11 protein-coding genes are annotated in these 17,040 nt (G+C 70.5%); 2 read left to right on the forward strand and 9 right to left on the reverse strand.

The window, feature by feature from the left end:
• Positions 1 to 23: 23 nt before the first annotated feature.
• The 9 genes from DTB53_RS00480 to DTB53_RS00520 form a co-directional block, all read right to left on the reverse strand.
• Entirely contained in the window at positions 24 to 2,300 is a 2,277-nt protein-coding gene (locus tag DTB53_RS00480) for a VWA domain-containing protein (protein ID WP_012380175.1), read from the reverse strand.
• Positions 2,301 to 2,468: 168 nt separating this feature from the next.
• Positions 2,469 to 3,020 (reverse strand): Pycsar system effector family protein, encoded by a 552-nt coding sequence (locus DTB53_RS00485; protein WP_003968015.1) that lies wholly within the window; start codon positions 3,018 to 3,020, stop codon positions 2,469 to 2,471.
• Positions 3,017 to 4,069 (reverse strand): hypothetical protein, encoded by a 1,053-nt coding sequence (locus DTB53_RS00490; protein WP_012380176.1) that lies wholly within the window; start codon positions 4,067 to 4,069, stop codon positions 3,017 to 3,019. Before DTB53_RS00490 ends, DTB53_RS00485 begins: the two co-directional genes overlap by 4 nt.
• Positions 4,062 to 6,851: a hypothetical protein gene (locus DTB53_RS37175; protein WP_012380177.1), complete on the reverse strand. Its 2,790-nt coding sequence runs from the start codon at positions 6,849 to 6,851 to the stop codon at positions 4,062 to 4,064. The genes DTB53_RS00490 and DTB53_RS37175 overlap by 8 nt, the downstream gene beginning before the upstream one ends.
• Positions 6,852 to 6,853: 2 nt before the next feature.
• The gene (locus tag DTB53_RS00500) at positions 6,854 to 7,720 is read right to left on the reverse strand and encodes a hypothetical protein (protein ID WP_003968018.1); all 867 of its coding nucleotides are present in this window, start codon (positions 7,718 to 7,720) and stop codon (positions 6,854 to 6,856) included.
• A gap of 96 nt (positions 7,721 to 7,816) precedes the next feature.
• A complete protein-coding gene (locus DTB53_RS00505; protein ID WP_003968019.1) occupies positions 7,817 to 8,527 on the reverse strand; it encodes a Crp/Fnr family transcriptional regulator in 711 nt (236 codons plus the stop codon).
• Between the two features lie 421 nt (positions 8,528 to 8,948).
• Positions 8,949 to 10,745 carry a lysyl oxidase family protein gene (locus DTB53_RS00510; RefSeq protein WP_003968020.1) on the reverse strand — a complete coding sequence of 599 codons (1,797 nt, stop codon included), beginning with the start codon at positions 10,743 to 10,745 and terminating at the stop codon, positions 8,949 to 8,951.
• 384 nt (positions 10,746 to 11,129) lie between these two features.
• Positions 11,130 to 12,317 (reverse strand): outer membrane protein assembly factor BamB family protein, encoded by a 1,188-nt coding sequence (locus DTB53_RS00515; RefSeq protein ID WP_236586236.1) that lies wholly within the window; start codon positions 12,315 to 12,317, stop codon positions 11,130 to 11,132.
• Between the two features lie 187 nt (positions 12,318 to 12,504).
• Entirely contained in the window at positions 12,505 to 13,389 is an 885-nt protein-coding gene (locus DTB53_RS00520) for a phosphorothioated DNA-binding restriction endonuclease (protein ID WP_012380181.1), read from the reverse strand.
• Positions 13,390 to 13,988: 599 nt separating this feature from the next.
• Here DTB53_RS00520 and DTB53_RS00525 point away from each other — a divergent pair.
• Positions 13,989 to 15,851: an ATP-dependent nuclease gene (locus DTB53_RS00525; RefSeq protein ID WP_078562759.1), complete on the forward strand. Its 1,863-nt coding sequence runs from the start codon at positions 13,989 to 13,991 to the stop codon at positions 15,849 to 15,851.
• A gap of 42 nt (positions 15,852 to 15,893) precedes the next feature.
• Positions 15,894 to 17,003: a hypothetical protein gene (locus DTB53_RS36655; RefSeq protein WP_141727120.1), complete on the forward strand. Its 1,110-nt coding sequence runs from the start codon at positions 15,894 to 15,896 to the stop codon at positions 17,001 to 17,003.
• Positions 17,004 to 17,040: the final 37 nt, after the last annotated feature.

Genomic DNA, 17,040 nt, shown 5'->3' on the forward strand with positions numbered 1-17,040 from the left:
GGGTGGCGGACGGCGCGCGCGCCTCACAGGTAGTCGTCGCTCCCGCCGGTCGTGGTCACCGGGTCGGGCCGGTCGGGTGCGGTGGCGCGTACGGAGTCCTCGCCGAGGGCGAGGCTCAGCCGGTCGGTGAGACCGACCCGCCCGGTCGCCGTGAGCCGCTCCCGGGTGCGACCGCCGTTCTTGCGCAGCACCGCCCCGCCCTCGGGGCTGCGCTGCACGGCGTACCGGCCGCTGGTGCGCCGTTCGATGCGCGGGTTGCTGTGCGCCTCGGCGATGTCGAACGCGTACCACTGCTTGTGGCCGGGCCCGGCCGTGTGCACCCCGAGCACGTCGCCGTCCTCGGAGAGCAGGTGGAGCGTCAGCCCGCGCGGGTCGCGGCGGGCCCGCCGCTGCCGGAGCCAGGCCAGCGCCACCAGGACGCCGACGACGATCAGCGCGACCGCGCCGACCAGCACCCACCAGTACCGGTCCAACAGGCCGGGTTCGGGCGTGACCTGGACGGACAGCGGGGTGCGCACCAGGGTGCGGTCGCCGTCGGTGGCGTCCTGGACGGTGACGGTGCCGCCGATGCCGAGGGCGCCGTCGTCGAGCCGCCCGTCGAAGGACTCCTCCGGTCCGATCCGGAGCTTGATCTCGTGGGTGGAGGAGGCGCCGGGCTTCACCACGATCTCGGCGGGACTCACGGTGAGGAGCCCCGCCCGGACGTCCGCGAGGGACAGCTTCAGGGTGTGCGGGGCATCGGTGGTGTTGGTGACGGAGAGGTTCGCGGTGACCGTGCCCCCGGGGTGGCCGTCGCCGCGGACCGGGCCGAGCGCCGTGGTGACGGGCAGCGCCCCGGGGGCGACCTGGCCGCCCTCGCTGCGGGTGTCGGCGCTGAGTCCGGAGGCGGTGAGGGTGCCGCTGACCTTCAGGGCGCCGTCGGCACTCTTCGGGACGGTGACCGTCCCGCTGAAGGAGCCGTCGCTCCTGGTGGGGTCGGCGCCCTTGCCGTCGTCGGTGAGCCGCAGCGGCAGCGGGGCGAAGCCGTCGCCGGTGAGGCTGCTGCTGACCTTCAGACCGGCGTAGTCGGCCGGGTCCTTGATCTCGTAGCCCTCGCGGGTCTGGAGCCGCATGGTGACGGTCGCCTTCTGCCCGGCCTGCGGGGAGGGCGGGTCCATCGTGATGGAGCCGCGCAGCTCCCCCTGCCACAGGACGCTGACGCCGACGGGCAGGGAGCGGTGGCCCTCGGGTGCCTTCACGTCGACCTTCCACCGGCCGGGCACCGGGTCGACGATCTTCAGCGCCTCCACGGTGCCGCCGCCGCCCGCGAGTTCGAAGGTGGAGTCCTTGAACTTCCCGGTGGTGGGCACCTTGTTGCCGAGCGGGTCGGTGTAGGTGACGGTCACCTCGGGGGTGCCCTTGTCGACGACGATGCTGCCCACGGTCGCCAGCGGCGAGATGGTGATGGGCAGGGTGGCGGGCGGACGCTTGCTCGGTCCCGCCTCGTAGCGCAGGCAGTGCGCGGCGGCGAAGATCTTCTCCAGCACCGGCCCGACGTCCTTGGCCCCGGAGACCTTGCGGGCGGTGGGCCGGGCGGACGGCAGGTCCACGCAGCCCTTCTGGAAGCCGCCGGCGGCGATCCTGTCGAGCTGCTCCTTGTCCGGGTCGGGACCGAAGCCGAGTGGCCAGATCTGTACGTTCTTGGCGGCGGCGTTCTTCAGCTCCAGCTCCAGCTGCCGCTTCCCCTCGGCCTCGCGGTGCGCCGGGTCGCCGTACTGGGGGCTGCCGGTGACGTCCATCTCCCCGTCGGTGAGCAGGAACAGCACCCGGGGGACCGACGGGTCGGTGCCCGAGCTCAGTTCGTGCACGCCCTGGCGTATCGCGCTGGGGAAGTCCGTTCCCGTGCCCTCGTCCTTCTCGCGGCTGCGCAGCTTCTCCACACAGCCCCCGACCGACTCCCGTCCAGCGGCGTCCAGCCGGGTGCGGGGGCAGACGGGGTCCACCGCCCGCTGGTCGGCGGACTCGGCGGCGGCGAAGCCGAACACGCTGATGTGCGAGGTGGCCGAGACGTCGCCGAGCGCGATGCGGGCCGCGGCGGCCTTCTCCGCCTTGATGTCCGCGGGCGCGAGGCTCGCCGACTGGTCGACGGCCACCGCGTAGTTGACGGAGGCGAAGGCGGGCGCGGCGGCCGCGGCGGGCTCCGGGTCGGCGGCGGCCGGTGCCGTCAGGGAGGTGAGCAGGGCCGCACCGGCCAGGACGGCCAGCGCCGCCCGCCCGGCCCGGCCGCGGCCGGCCGGGCCTCTTCTTCGGTCATTTCGCACGACCGTCCCCTTTTACTGTCGTTGCCGTGTCTGCGTGGTGTCGTGGTCTGCGTGGTGCCGTGGGTCCGCGTGGTGCGGCGGCCCGCGTGGTGCCGTGGAGCGCTCGATCGGTCACTCTGGGTAGTCGTCGGTGGTGTGCCCTGGACGCGGCACACCCGTGCGGGCCGGTCAGCGCGCGGTCAGGCTCCAGGCGAGGGCCAGCGCGGCGGCCGGGGCGATCGTGGCGACCGCCCAGCGGATCGCCCGGTACTTGGCGGAGAGGATGGCGCTGACGTCCACGGCCTGGACGAGCAGCCAGCCGACCGGGTCCCGGCCGGCCTCGTTGATACGGGCGGTCAGCACGTCGTAGTCGAACGGGGCCAGCAGGTCCCCGAAGTAGGTCACCCCCTCCCGGTCGCGGACCGTGCCCGTACGCGGCAGGAGCGCGCGGACCAGGGCGGCGACCGCGACCACCCACAGCGCGCCCGCGGCGACCAGCGCCAGGTCACCCGGGCCCCGCCAGTCGGGCGAGCCGTGCCGCCCGATGAGGAAGGCGGGCAGGGCGAGCGCCCCCGAGAGCAGCACGGCCGCCTTGGAATCGGCCCTGCCGAGGTCCTCCCGGACGGTGACCAGGAGCCGTTCCGCGATGCGTTCCCCCGCCCTGTCCGGCCCGTGCTGACCCCCGTCCGGCACCGGCGCGGTCGGGGCGGGGGAAGTCCGTGTGGTTCCGTCGGCGCTCATCCGTCGCCCTCCGCCCAGCCCCAGCCGTCGTCGCGGTTGCGGTCGCGCGGCGCGGGCGGCTCCGGTTCGGCGTCCCGGACGTGCGGGCGGGACGGCCGCACGGGAGGCTCGTCCGCCACCCAGTCGGGAGTGAACGGCTCGTCGCGGGCGGGCGCCAGCTCCCGGGGGGCGCGGCGGGCGGGCCGGGTGCCGATGGCGCCCTGGACGCCGAGGTGCTGCCTGCTGAGGTCGTCGAGGACCCGGGTCTCGATCTCGTCGGAGTGGATCAGGCCGTCGGCGATCATGGAGAAAAGCCGGTCGACCCGCTCCTTCTCGTCCTGCCTGCCCTCCTGGCGGATCTTCTCCAGGAAGCTGTTGGCCGCCTGGGGGTCCGCGGCCAGCATGTGGCTGAGCTGCTCCAGCTCACCGCCCCGCAGCATCCGGAGGTAGTTCTCCTGCCGCATCCGCGCCAGTTCGGCCTCGCTCCGCTGGCTGCGGACCTTCTCCTCGTGGCCGATCGTCCGGTCGTCCACCCGCAGCCGCACGAACAGCCGCACCCGCAGCCCGAGGTCGGTGCCGAGGTCGTTCCACCGGCCGGAGACGCACGCGCGGGTGATGTCGGCGTTGGCCTGCTCCGCCTGGTGGACCGGGTACTGGGCGGAGATCTCCCACAGCCGCTCCAGGGTCGGCGCGGTGAGCCGCTCGGCGATGTCGGTGACCACCTGCACCGCCACCAGGTGCGGGTCCTCCACGGTCCACTGGATGTCCACCTCGGCCTTGAAGAACGTCGCGCCCCCGGACGCGGGCAGCTCCATCTTCAGGGTGGTGACGAAGGTGCCGGTGGCGATCTCGCAGATGGTGTGCGGCCGCCAGGCCAGCGGCGGCCTGTCGTAGTGCTCGATGCCGGAGACACCGGCCACGCTGTAGCCCTTCCGGTAGAACAGCACCGACGTGGTGCGGGCGCCGCCCTGCCGGAACGGGCCCGTCGGCGTGTACTCCCGCAGGAACGGGCCCGCGGGCCGCGAGGGGTCCACCGCCCCGTTCTCCGCCCCGCCGTTCTCCTCAGCCATGACTTTCCTCCTCTTCGGACCGCCGCTGCCGCGCGGGCACGGCGAGCCTCCACAGCGCGCGCGCCCGTTCCTCGGCGAGCGGACGGTCCTGATCCCTCATCATTCGGCGCAGCAGCCAGTCCAGCCGCCGCCGGTCCTGCTCCTCGGCGGTCAGGGCGGGCAGCAGCGCGGCCAGCCCCTCCCGCGTCCACGCGCGGCCGTCCTTGCGCGAGGCGGACCGCAACAGGGTCTCCAGGGCGTCCAGCGCGACGTCCCGGGACCGCGCGGTGTTGAGCGCCGTCCAGAACAGATCGGCCAGCTTCCCGGTCAGTTCGGGCCGGGTCGCGGCCAGCGCGAGCAGCAGCGGCCAGTCGCCCCGGTCGCCCAGCGGGGTGCCGGGCTCGTCGTCGAGGACCTCGTCCACATCGGTCAGCGCCAGCCGGACGATGCTCACCAGCGCGAGGTCCTGGTACTCCTCGCGGCGGTGCCCGGTCCACGCCGCCAGCCGGCGCAGCACGGTGGCGCACTCGGGGAGCGTCAGCAGCCGGACCACGTTCAGCGAGGCCACGGCCAACTGCTCCCCGTCGTCGCGGACCCCGATCTCGGCCAGCGTGTCCAGGGTGTCGTCCATCGAGTCGGCGCAGCGGCCGTAGCCCAGCGCCATGGCGGCCGTCCAGCGCTGGGCCGGTGTGCCGTGCAGCGACCAGTTGTCGACCACCTTGCGCACCGCCCGGCGGTGCGAGGCGTGGCCGGCCGCCTGGTCCAGCGCGGTGGCGGCGAAGATCCGGCGGCGGGGCGTGGGTGCTTCGGCGAGCGGCCGGATCAGCTCCGCGTACCCGTGCTCGAAGTCCCGTACGGACAGCTCCCCGGCGGCCACCGCGGCGCGCATCGACACCTGGGGCCGGGGGTCGTCGGCGAGCAGCCGCAGCCAGCGGACGACGGGGGCGCGGACGGGGAAGTGCCGGTCCCAGAGCTCGGCGAGCACGGCGGCGGGCAGGGCGGACCCCCGGTAGAAGATCAGCCGTCCCGTCACCTCGCTGCCCGCCACGTCGACGACCCCGTCGGCCGGGCGGGCGCGCGAGAGCGCCAGGTCGGCTTCCGGGTCGTCGCAGAACAGCGGGCGCGCGGGGGTGCTGTCCGGATCGCTCTGTACGGAGAGTTCCCAGGTCAGCAGGTGGGCGGCGGCGGAGACCGCGCTGTGCGAGGCACCGCCGAGGACCGCGAGCGCGATCCGGAACGCCACCGGGTGGAACAGGGCGGCGGTCCCGGAGCGCACGGGCGTCCGCCCGTCGCCGGGCGGCGGGGCGGCCAGGGCCCGGTCGACCCCGGCGAACCACTCGTAGGCCTGGACGGCCGCGAGACCGCGGCAGCCGGACAGCAGCTCCGCGCGGCTGACGGTGCCCCGGAGGTGCCCGGCCAGCAGCGAGGCGAACAGCTCGGCCTCGGCGGGCCGCAGGTCGTCGAGGCCCACGGCCTCGGTGACCTCGGGGTCCTCGCGGAGCTCCGCCGCACGCTCCAAGAGCAGGGAGAGCGAACCGTCCCCGTCCGGGCCGGCGCCCCGACCGGGACGGTCGCCGCTCCGGCCGCCGTCCCGGCCGGCGCGCCCGTCCCGCCCCCGGCCGCCGTCCCCGTCCCGGCGGCCGTCCCCGCCCCCGTCAGGACCGCCGTCCCGGTCGCGGCCTTCGCCGCCGTCCCGGTCGGCGTGCTCGTCGCGGCCCCGGTCGCGGTGGGCGCCCCCGTTCCGGTCCCGGCCGCCGCCCGCGTCCCGGCTGCCGTCGCCGTCGCGGGGGCCGCGCCCGTCCCCGCCCCCGGGGCCGCCCGCGCCCCCACCCCCTACCGGGTCGCCGTGTTCCTCCTCCAGCCGCTGACGCAGCCGGACGGCGACCAGTTCACGGGTGGGGGCGGGCGGGCAGATCGCCCCGTACCGCCCGGCCAGCAGCGGGTTGGCCGCCGAGCCGACGCTCACCACGACCACCGCGTACGAGCCCTGCTCGGCCAGCGCCGAGGCCAGTTGGTCCAGGTCCATCCCGTCGGGCGGCAGCGTGCCCGGCCGGTCCAGCGCGGGCTCCAGCAGATACCCGGTGCCGCGCGGATGGCCGCCCGTCCCGCCCGCCACCTGCGTGGCCAACTCGCGAACCCCTCGCGCCGGGTCGGCGCGGCGCACCCGCTCGCTGTTCTCCCGGCCCTCGCCGGCGCGGGTCACCTCCTCCAGGAGCGCCAGCGCGGTGCTGGCCCGGCCGGTGCCGGGGGCTCCGCCGAGCACCAGCAGCCGGCGTGCTTCCAGCGCCCGGCGCAGCCGTACGTACCCGTCCGGCTCGATGTGGGTCCGGCGGATCCGCAGCAACTCCTCGGCGGGGACCGGTCCGTCGCGCATCAGGAGGCCCGAACGCAGGGCGTCCAGCCTGACGTTGATGTCGCCGATGTGGACCTGGCCGATGTCGGACCGGTCGAAGCCGATCAGGTCCCGGTTGCTGGAGAGGAGCTTCTGTCCCTCACGCCGGGCGCGCGCGGCGGCGGCGGCGTCGGTCGGCCCTTCCTCCCCTTCCTCCTCGGTGAGCGGGTCCCGGGTCCGGTCCTTGAAGCGGTCCGCGGCGCGTTCGCGCTCCTTCTCCCGTTCGCCGGCCTCGTCGTCGGCGGAGTCGGAGGTGTCGGTGGGCTCGGGCGCGTCCGGGCGTTCCGGGGCGTCCTTGGCCCTGTCGTCCCCCCGCCCGCCACCGCGCGGCGGGGCTTCCGGGGAGCGGGCCTCCTTCGCCTTCGGGGCGGCGGGCTCGGCGGGCCGGGCGGCCACTGCTTCGTCGGCCATGGTCAGCCCTTCCCGTTGCCGGAGTCGGTGACGCGGCCGATGTGCACGGGCTGCTGGTAGACGTTGTCCCGGTGCACGGACAGGTCGCCCTGCGCCGTGTACCGGACGGACGCGTTCGCGTCCTCGTCGTCCTCGTCGCCCCGGGCGTTCCGCGCGCCCCGGTCGTCCGTCGCGCGTTGCGCGGCGCCGGCCGGAGCGGTGTCGGACCCGGCGGACGGCCCTGCGGACGCCCCGGACGGCGTCGGCCCCGGCTCCTGCGGGGCGATCGGTGCGATGCCCGGCGCGGGCCGCCCCGGCAGGTGGAACCAGGCGGAGACCTCTCCCTCCTTGAGGGCGAGCCGCGCCCGCGAGAAGCGCGCGGGCTCGATGAACTTGCCCCCGGCGGAGACCACGTCGACGTAGAGGGAGTCGGAGACGGCGAGCACCAGATCGGCCTGTTCGCGGTCCAGCAGCTGCCGGGCGACGGACGAGTCGGCGAGCCGGCAGGTCAGGTCGACCGCACGCCCGCTGATGCCCCGGCTGTCGTGGCGTACGGGACCGACGTGCATGGCCACCCGCAGCCCGAGCGGCACGAGCAGGGAGCGGTTCTCCTCGCGCAGGTTCTCGTGGACCTCCACCATCCACAGGCCGAGCAGCCGCGTCACCGCGATCCGGCCGGGGACCGACACCAGCACGCCGTCCCCGCGGTCCTCCATGTGCACGGCGTCGCGGCCCACCCCGGCCTGCGCGAACGCGGTCTCCAGGACCCGGTAGATCCGCTCCCGCATCCGCGGCTTGTCCGCGTCGCTGTACTGCCCGGAACGTCTGGCGTCCACGCTGATGACCAGTTCGTAGCGTGCCTCTCCGGCATCCAACGCGTCGTGCTCCACCGCGTTCCCCGTTCTCTCTGCGCTTGCCGTCCCGTACAGCTTCCGGCCCGGGACGAAGGCCGTCTGTAGCCGTTTACACACGGCGGGGCGGAGCTTTCAGTCCCGGTGTCCCTCCGCGAGGAGGGCGAGCAGCGCGGGGTCGAGGATCTCCACCATGCGCGTACCGGTGCGCACGATCTCCTGCGTGCGCAGCAGCCGCAGCGCCTTGGCGACCGCCTCACGGGTCGCCCCGACGGTGGCGGCCAGTTCGTCCTGGGCGAGGTGGACGACGGGGCCGGTGGCCCCCGGGCCGGGCGCGGACGGCGCGTAGGGACCGGTGGGGGCGGTCCGGGAGAGCTCGGTGAGCCGGCTCGCCAGGCGCTGGAGGACGGTCAGGGAGGCGAGGGCGGAGCGCTCCTGGTCGGCGCTGCGCAGCCGGAAGGTCAGCTGCCGGATCACCAGTCCGCTGACCCGGGGGTGGGTGGCGAGGAACCGGCGGAACGCGTCGCCGCCGATGACGGTCGCCTCGACGGTGCCCAGGGCCCGCACCGTGGCGCTGCGCGGGTGCTGGTCCAACGCGGCCATCTCTCCGAGGAGTTCGCCGGGGCCGCGTAACCCGAGTATGAGCCGGGTGGCGCCGCGGTCGGTGACGTGGGAGACGGTCACCCAGCCGCGCAGCACGATGACCACGTGGCCGGTGCGGTCGCCCTCGGTCAGGAGCGGAGTGTCGGCCGCGTACTCCTTGCGGTGTCCCAGGGCCATGACGCTCTCGTACTCCTGGGCGGTCAGAGCCCGCCCGAACGCCAGCTCATCGCCGAGCAGCCCCATGGCCACTCCCCCCGCGGCGGTATGTATGGCCCGATCTCGTTGGCGTAGATGTTTCCAGAACCACCCCTTGAGGGGAGTGAATTGCGCCACACCTACGCTACTCACGAGTAACCAGTGCGTTGCCTGGTCGGCGACGGTGTCCGCCGAAAGCGCCTTCCCCCCGCCCGCCCGGCGGAGCGGGGCCCTCCGTGGCCCACCCGCCACCGCGTGTGTGCCAGGTCACGTCCCTGACCGGCGGATCCGTGGCGGGGCGGCGGGCACGGCCGCGGCGAAGCCGCGCGGCGGGGGCGGGGTTACGGGTGCACGGGCGAGTTGGCGAGAACTCGGGTTTGGGTCCCGGCATGCCGCCGGCCCCGGGAACCGCTTCCCGGGGCCGGCGGAACGTACGGTACGGAGCGCGTCAACGCGCCTCGTATCAGGACTAGTTGGCGTTCACCAGCTCATGTGCGGGGACCTTCACGGTGCGGGCGCCCTTCTTGCCTCCGAGCACGACCTTGCGCAGCGCGCTGTTGTTCTTGTGGTTGGTCTCCTTGAGCCGGTTCTCCGGGTTGGCGAGGACCTGGATGTAGTACGTGCCGTTCGGCAGGTCCGTGATGTCGAAGGACTGGCCGGGCAGGTCCTGGGTGTAGGTGTCACCGGAACCGACGTCGAGCACCTCGCGGACGGAGATCGAGTTCTCCTGGCCGCACGCGGTGGACAGGTCGGTGTTGTCCGGGTGCCAGTTGGCGTTCTTCACCGTGTAGTCGACGGCGTCGGTGTTGGCCAGGCAGAACGCCTCCTTGCCGCTGCGCACCGACTCCTTCTTGTCGGCCTTCAGCAGCCGGTAGCTGGCGAAGTCGGTGAAGTGCCAGTGCTCGTGGCCGGGGCGCGGGTCCCACTCCATGGTGCCGGTCGGAGTGTAGCCGACCTGCTTGCCGTTGGCGTCGTAGAAGTACTGGTAGGCGTCCATCAGCTCCTTGCCCGGGGAGCGGAAGCCGTCCACGACGAGCTTGGCCGGGCCCGCGTTCCACACGTTGGCGCTGAAGGCCAGGTAGTCCTTGCCGGGCACCTCCTCGTAACCGTCGCTGACGGTGATGCCGTACGCGGGCAGCGAGCGCAGGTCCGGCTTCGGAACGTCGGGCACCGTCGCCTTGCCGGTGGGCCGCTTCGCGTTGGGCTTGGCCCCCGGCGCCTGGCGCGACCCGTCGGTCTGCCCGGCACGGTCGCCGACCTTGGCGGCCGAGAAGGCCTCCCGCTGGAGCGACTCCTTCTTCAGCGCCCACGGCAGGGCGGGCGGCGCGGGCGGGTAGGGCCCGTGTCCGACGTTGAAGGTGGGGGCGGCGCCGGTCGTCCGGGCGGCGGGGGCCTCGGGGCGGGCCGGGGCTCCGTGCGCGTGGGCGGAGGGCGCGGCGGGCGCGGCGGCCTTCCCGTGTCCTTCGTGTCCCTCGTGCCCGCCGCTGCCCCCGTGCCCCTGGTGCGCGGAGGCAGCGCTGCGGCTGCCGGCGGGAACCGGGGTCGGCTCCTCCCAACTGCGCTCCCGCACGGTGACCTTGACGGTGCGCGTCTGGTTGGCGATGCCGAAGAGGTCGCGGTACTTCTTGGTCACGTTGATCTTGGCGGTGTACGTACCGGCGGCCAGCTGGACCGGCTTGGAGTAGTAACCGGCGTAGGTGTTGGACGCCCAGCCGTTCTCCACGCCCCACACCGAGCCGAGGGTGAAGGGGTTCACCGGGCAGCTCTGCGGATACTTCGAGTTGGCGGGGGCGTCAGGCCGGACCCGCCCGGAGGCGTTGTTCGGGCAGAACGCCTCGGTCTGGCTCAGCACCGTCTTGCCCGCCGCGTCGGTGAGCTTGATCTGCGCGAAGCCCGGCAGCCCGGAGAAGTCCTTCACGAGCCCGGCGGGAAGCGCCTTGGTCGTGGTCTTCTTCCCGTTCCGGAAGACCTGCGAGGCGACGACCGGGTCCTTGTAGGACTTCCGGGTCACCTTGAGCTCGAAGGCCCCGTTCTCGGAGGTGAGGTACGTCCCGAGGTCCAGATAGACGCCCGGGTCCTCCTTCCAGGAGTCGAGCGTCACCGAGGTGGAGGCGGCGATCAGGCTCAGCTTCGGCGTCGCCGCCGCCGCCGTCTTGGCGTCGGGCGCGGCGGCGACGACGCCCGCGGTCACGGCGACGGCCGCGGCGACGGCGATCGAGGGGCGGGTCAGGCGGTTCGTGCGGCCCTGCGGGGATCTGGTCATCATTCCTCGTACTTCCGGCTTCCGGGTGCGTGACGGAACGTGGACGAGCAGCACGGCCCCGACTCACCTGTGGCGACGCTGTGTCCGGCCTGTGAGAGGCGGCACGGGGGTCCGCAGGTTGTCTGTACTCACCCGGGCGGCCCACAGTTGTCCGAAAAGTACCGTCCCGGTCTCCGCGCCGGAGCCGGGCGGGAAGCCCCGGCACGGTCACTGCGCAGCGGCTCCGCCGGACGGCGCCCCTGCTCACTTTTCGGCCATGGGCCCCGACGGCCGGCGGACGCGTCCCGTGCGGCGCGGGCCCGCGGCGTGAACGTACGAGGAGTTCGGCCCACGGAACGCGCGGAGGGGCGGCCTCCGGGCCCGCGGGCCCCGAAGCCGCCCCGGGGCTCACTGCCCGTACGCGACCAGCAGGTTGGTGGCCGGGACCACCACGAGGCCGCCGCCGGCCCCCAGACCGGTCAGCGGCTGGGAGACGTTGTGCTCGTCGGGCTCGTTGATCGGCGCGCCGACGTCGGTGGACCAGACGGGCTGGCCGGTGGCCCCGTTGAGCGCCCACAGCTGACCGCTCAGGGAGCCGACGTAGACGTAGCCGTTGACGACGATCGGCGCCGTGCTGATCCGGCCGTCCCCCTGGAACGTCCAGCGGCTGGCGAGGGTGCGGCTGTGCCGCTCCTGCATTACGCCGTCATCGACGAAGTAGCCCTGGCGGCCGTCGAAGGCGGGCGCCGGCGACCAGCCGTTGGCCGGATAGGTGCCGCGGACCTTCCCGTCGGCGACGTTGAGCACCGAAGGGGCGTCGCCGCTGCCGTCGCGGGTCCAGACACCGCCGTCGGCGACGACCGGGGTGCGGCCACCGCCGCCGGAGCAGTCGGTCCGGCGGTCCCAGACCGGACCGCCCGACGCCGGCTCGAAGGCGTAGGTCCGACTGCAGGCGTACGAGACGTAGACCCCGTTCGCCGTGACGGCGGGCGAGCTGTTGTCCCCGTTCTGGACGGGCCGCGTCCACCGCACCGTCCCGTCGGCGGCGTTCACCGCGTACAGGGTGCCGCCCGAACCGGCCCCTCCGGTGTACACGACACCGCCCAAGAAGGTGGGCGGCGAGGTGAAGGACCACTGGTCCGGCAGCGTGACGGTCCAGAGCACCGCCCCGGTGGCCGGATGGAAGGCCGTCAGCACACCGTCGGGGTTCTGGGCGTAGAGCCGCCCGCCCCCGTACGCGAGCGCGGACCACCAGTAGGTGCCGCCCAGGTCGACCGGCTCCCAGACGTTCTCGCCGGTGTCCGCGTCCAGGGCGTGCAGGACGGTGCCGTACCCGTCCTGCGAGGCGGCGGTCACGAAGACCCGACCGCCCGCCACGACGGGATAGGAGACGTCCCCACCCAGGTCACGGGACCACTTCCGGCTGAGCGGCGGAGCACCCACGCCGGCATCGACGAGGTTCCCGTCGTGCCGTGCGTTGATCTGGTACGTGGTCGACGAGCCGGTCTGCGCCGACTGCGCGCCGACCGGCGTCACGAAGGTGACGACCGCCAGCGCCGCACCGAACAGCACGGCAGCGGTTCTTCGAAGCTTCACTCGGATGTCCCCCATCGTCCGGCACCGCCACGGGCGATGCACAGGGCGGGCCGGACGCGGATCCGCCGACCCGTCTCCGGTCCCCATGGTCCACGAGTGAGCGGGTAACCGCCGCTGATTTAAGGCCAGTTGATCGACTCGGAGTGAGTGGTCGACCGCACGTCCGCAGGCGACGCCGGACCGGCGGTCACGCGGGACGGGGGCTGCCCTGGAAGACCTGGCCGGTGTGCCAGGAGCGGTGGTCGGCGGCGACGGGGCGGACACCGGGCTGGGGGCCGATCACCGGACGGCCGGCGAGCGCGACGACGTGCTCGCGGGCGGCGGCGCTGCGGCCCACGAAGCTCTGCGAGACCAGGATGCGGTGGCCCTCGCCGAGGCCGAGGACGCCTTTGTCGAACAGCTTGTGGTGGAGCGAGCAGAGGCACAGGCCGTTCTCGACGTCGTCCGGCCCGTCAAACGCCCACCAGCGCACATGGGCGGCCTCGAGACCGACCGGCACCGCTCCGATCCTCCCGTCGTAGCCGCAGAAGGCGCACTGGTACTCGTAGGCCGTCAGGACCAGCTCCCGCATACGCCGGTCCCGCTGCCTGCGCGCGGCCGAGACCGGTCCCGTCCCGTCCTCCTCCAGCGCCAGGCCGACGGCTTCGCACAGTTCGCCGTGGAGGGACGGCGGGAAATGGAGGTCGAGCAGCACCCGTGCCATGCGGCCGAGCAGGGACGGCTCCCGCCGCAGCGCCGCACGCAGCTCCGGCGCGAGCCGACCGGTGGCACCGGTCGCGCGCAGTTCCCCGACCCCGGTCCCGGGGCTCCCCGGGCCGCGCTCGGTGCGCACCTCCCACACCCCGTCGCTCACCAGATGGTGAAAGGGATAGGCGGGCGTCGTCCGGTTCCCGGGCCCGTACTCGGCGAGCAGCCGCCCCAGATCCTTCTCCACCAGGCTGTAGCGGAGAGCCCCGTCGGAGTCCTGCTGAAACCGGCTGAGCGCGTACAGGAGCAGCAAGGGCTTGTGCGGAGCCCGCAGCCCGCTCCTCGTCCACTGCCTCAACCGCGCGGCACGTTCGACCCAGTCCATGGTCCGCGAGCGTATCGCCGCACCGCGCCACCGCCCGAGGACGAAGACCAGGACGACGCCCGCTCGGCCAACGTCGAAGGGCCCCACCGCGAACGGTGGGGCCCTTCAACGTATTGCCCGGTGAGAGCAATGGCGGAGGATACGAGATTCGAACTCGTGAGGGGTTGCCGCCCAACACGCTTTCCAAATGTTCGTGTGGAGGTCCGGACGGGTTCGCAGGCGTTCTGACCTGGGGACCCGTCGTGTCGAGTCGCTCGGATGGACTCGCCTGAACCGCCATGAATGCAACCCGAAGTGCAACCCTCAGCGGGTGTGGGTGCCACCAAGAACGCTCCTCAGAGGAGGTCGCCCTTCCGGGCGGAACCTGCAGTCTCCCCGGTGCTGTGCGCAGCCCTCGATGACGTCTTGGCCGACGAACTTTCGAACTCCGGCGACCAGACACATGCTGGACGTCATACACCACACTGGAACCGCCCTGCTGGATGGCCGTCTATTCGTTAGAGTGACCCAACTGCGTTGCGGTATCGTCCGGTTTGCATAGCCCTCCTCCTCTAGAGAGCGGCACCAACTGCTCCTCCCAGTGCATCATTGAGGCCCTCGTGCGTATCTCCGAGATCGTGATAACCGACTTCAAGGCGATCCGTCACGCGAAGCTGACGGAGTTGGACAAACAGCCGTATACGCTAATTACCGGGCGGAACGCCAGTGGTAAGACTGCGATGCTCCAAGCCTTGCACTTGATCACGCGCACGCGAGGGCTGGAGCCGCGCCCAGAGCTGGTACGACTGGGCAAGGACAAGGCCGGAATTGAGCTGCACTTCACGCTTAGCGACGAAGAGTTCCATCGTGTAAACCTGCATCATCTATCGGTGTTTGGCAAGAATGCCGAGCGTAGGGACCGGTTCCGTCGGACTGCGGTAGTGGACAAAACAGGGAATGTTTCTTTCGCGGACTCCTCTGTGGTTGCCACGGTATTCGACCCCGTCTTCAGAGCCAGTAACAGCTTCCCGGACATCACTTTGCTCGGTGCTGCTGAAAACGGTCGGGTAGGAGCCAGTGCTCCGCTTAGTAGCGCCGATGTTCCGCCCTCCAGGCTTGCAGGTGGTCCACCTACTGCCGAGGGCTTGACGCTCCGTCTCACGACCCTGGACTACTGCTCGCTGGTAAAAGCCCGGGACAGCGGGTGGCGCGATGACGCCTACGAGCAATTGGGAGAGACATTCCGCGAGGCAACGGGCAAGAGGTTGCTACGCCCGCAACCGATCAGCGGCCTCGGAACTACTCTCATCGAAGTTGCAACGGCGGATGGCCGGCACCCCGTCAGCGAGTTGTCCAGTGGGGAGGCTGGCCTTCTGGGGCTGTTGTGCGCACTACATCAATCTGCGCACGACGGGAGCGTGCTGCTCCTCGATGAGCCCGAACTGCACCTGCATCCAGCCCTGCAGATGGCGTTTCTGCGTGCAGTTGGAGCCCTTGCCCACCGAACTCAGACGATGATTGTCACCCACTCGGTCAAGATCGTCGCTGCTGCACATCCGTCGCAGATCTACCAAATGGTCGGTGGCGAAGCCGCTGAACAGGCCCGACGAGTCGCAAGCGTCTCCTCATTGGCGGGTGTGGTCGCCGATATGGGCCTTGCCGAGGCAGACCTGCTCCTCAAGGGTGGACGCCTGGTCGTGGAGGGTGACAGGGACGAAAACTATCTGGGGCGTCTGTTCCCCGAGGAACTGGAGAACGTGCATGTGATCAAGGCAGGTAGCTCCGGACAGGTGCTTGCCCGTCACCGAATGCTTGCTGACGACCTGAGTTCACTGCCATGGGTGTGTCTCATCGACCGCGACCTGATGAGCGACACCCAAGTTCGGAATTACCAGCGCGACTATCCCAATCTCCATGTATGGCCCCGCCGGGCTCTGGAGAGCATGCTTCTGGATCCTGGCCTTGTCGCAGCGGTGCTTGGATCTCTCGGCCGCCCGACCTCGCTCGACGAGGCTGAAACTCTGCTCCGCGCCGCAGTAGATCCACTAGCGGACGATGTTGTCTCCGACATGCTCGCGGGCGAACTGGCCAACCGTTTCCCGATGCCGCGTGCGGACAAGAGGGACGGCATCCGAGGTCTCAAAGAGCAATATACGGCTGCGGCACACGCTATGAATGCGCGAAGCGATGCTGTAGATGCGATCCATCGGGAGGTGTCCGAGCGAGTACGCGAACGTTGGGAGCGCGACCGGTTCCTCCTGGTTGATCCTAAAAAGGCGCTAGGTGCCCTGGCAGGTGAACTCAACCTCTTCCGCAAGACACAGGATCTTACAAACGCGCTGCTCGCCAGTGCGGGCGCAGGGCCAGCGATAAGGCCGCGGCCTCTAGAAGAGTTTCGACTGAGACTAGTTGAGACCCTGCAAGGGCCCCCACCGCTAGATGTCTCACTGCCGACCTCGATGGCCAGTGAGACCAAAGGATAAGAGAGGCTGGCTGAGACAGCCGTCGTGACTAAAAAGAGATCTGTGGATATTCGGGATAAAGTAATCCATCAAGGCATAGCAAACGATGCAGCCTGGGTGGGGCGACTTGCTGCCGATTTCGAGAATAATGAGCTTGACGAGTGCATCGGCGTTGCTTCTTTCTGCGTAATGCCATATATTGCACTATTTGTTCATGAGTCGTATGCGAAGCTAGCCTCGATTGATCCCGCATTGGCGGGCCTTTTGTCGGGGGATTTCCAAGCGATCGTGGCTCGATCTCGTCACAGCCTGAAACTTTTCGAGGACACGAAACGTCGAATTCCTGGGCAGTTGGAGTATTTTCGCGACGAAATATTTACGGCCCATGCGAACTACTTTACCGGTAATGTCTCGTCAGATTTCCGGCATCTCGAGACCGATCTCGGCTTGTTCTTTTATGCTTCGCGACTAGTGTCCACAAGCCACGTCGCGAATTTTCACCTAGGGATCTCGCCGCGCGAGACTCTGGCGATGACCGGCCAAGAGATGATGAACTTTTCCGAGCAGTACGGTCGGTACTTTGGCTATTTGGGTGCTCAGGTCCCGGTCGAAGGCGGGGCGACTTTCTTTAGTCGAATGGACCCACGGAAAATGGGCGAGGTTGGAAATGATGTACATTCGACTGCCTATTATGCAAACGTTTTTGATTCGCCTGAAAATTTGGACCTCAATGCGCTTCTGACGGTATTTCGCTGTATGGTGAATTTCGCCAGCACGGCCCTTTCTTCTTCGGGCTCCGAGGGGGTGGTTGATTACACGGAATTTAAGATCAAGTTCTTGACTGTCTATCAGGTTCTCGCTAGTTTGGAAGTTCTGCGATCCGATTCCGAGTACTCGCTCACGTCTCGATCAGACCGAGCTCTACAGGGAATTCTCGACGCGCCCGCTGCGCGGGCGGTCATGGATCGAAGTGCCAGGCCGTTCCGCAATACCTTGATGCACTACAACCTTGATCGACGTCTTGATCTGTCAAAGGTGGATTTGGCTTCCCCTGTTTTCAATTTGGCATCAGCCTACTATCCGGATTGTCGTGACTTTGGCGATTTGGTTGATATGATCGAAATGGTTCTGGTGCAAACTTCGGCGGCCATCGATGATTGGGCTGAATCGTAGGTCGGCGTCTGAAGTATCGCTTTTGGGTTTCCGGCAG

The sequence above is a fragment of the Streptomyces griseus genome, from assembly GCF_900460065.1.
In the GTDB taxonomy this organism is placed as follows: Bacteria; Actinomycetota; Actinomycetes; order Streptomycetales; family Streptomycetaceae; genus Streptomyces; species Streptomyces griseus.

Bases quoted from the DNA above. Each gene is read 5' to 3' on its own strand.
- DTB53_RS00485 (WP_003968015.1), bottom strand. From the start codon at position 3,020: ATGAGCGCCGACGGAACCACACGGACTTCCCCCGCCCCGACCGCGCCG.
- DTB53_RS00490 (WP_012380176.1), bottom strand. From the start codon at position 4,069: ATGGCTGAGGAGAACGGCGGGGCGGAGAACGGGGCGGTGGACCCCTCG.
- DTB53_RS37175 (WP_012380177.1), bottom strand. From the start codon at position 6,851: ATGGCCGACGAAGCAGTGGCCGCCCGGCCCGCCGAGCCCGCCGCCCCG.
- DTB53_RS00505 (WP_003968019.1), bottom strand. From the start codon at position 8,527: ATGGGGCTGCTCGGCGATGAGCTGGCGTTCGGGCGGGCTCTGACCGCC.
- DTB53_RS00510 (WP_003968020.1), bottom strand. From the start codon at position 10,745: ATGATGACCAGATCCCCGCAGGGCCGCACGAACCGCCTGACCCGCCCC.
- DTB53_RS00520 (WP_012380181.1), bottom strand. From the start codon at position 13,389: ATGGACTGGGTCGAACGTGCCGCGCGGTTGAGGCAGTGGACGAGGAGC.